This window comes from Vibrio sp. 1078-1 (assembly GCF_033340475.1).
The window spans coordinates 1-518 of sequence record NZ_JAWOWM010000904.1 but is presented as its reverse complement, the minus strand read 5'-3'; the positions used below and the strand labels follow the sequence as shown (position 1 = coordinate 518).

At 46.3% G+C, this 518-nt stretch carries 1 protein-coding gene; it reads right to left on the bottom strand.

Going from position 1 to position 518, the window contains the following annotated elements; genetic code table 11:
- Positions 1 to 62 precede the first annotated feature (62 nt).
- On the bottom strand, positions 63 to 518 hold a 456-nt coding region (locus R7190_RS30755; protein WP_318138326.1), incomplete at its 5' end, for a YoaK family protein.

Genomic DNA, 518 nt, shown 5'->3' with positions numbered 1-518 from the left:
GATTGGAATGAAGCTGAGTCGCAACGGATTCATGCATTGATGGCTGAATCCGTTGCTTGAAATTAAGCGTTTTGGTTGCGACTGATGGAGTAAAGGTAAGCCCAGTAAATTAGCGCGATACCAAAGGCTAAAATTGCAGGAAATACCAGAGCGTACAAGCCATAAGCCATAAATAAGGCAGCGCCGACGCTCCCGCCTAGTAAAAAACCAAAGAAGATGAATAGAAACAACTTAGCTTTACGGCGGTCAAATTGACGTCCTCGTAAGCTCTCACCAATCATAATGCCAAGGTCGGTAATGATCCCCGTCATGTGTGTCGTTCGGACAACTGCGCCACTAAAAGTGGTGATCATCGCATTCTGCAAACCACATGCTGCTGACGCTAAGTATTGGCCGTAGGAGTCGCCCTCGACCAAGAAGCCTAAACTTAACAGTAACAAACTCCCTTCAATACAAAGTGCCACACCATAGCGTCGGCCAAGCTTTAAAGCGCTACTCTCAATAAAGAAGCCGCTAAA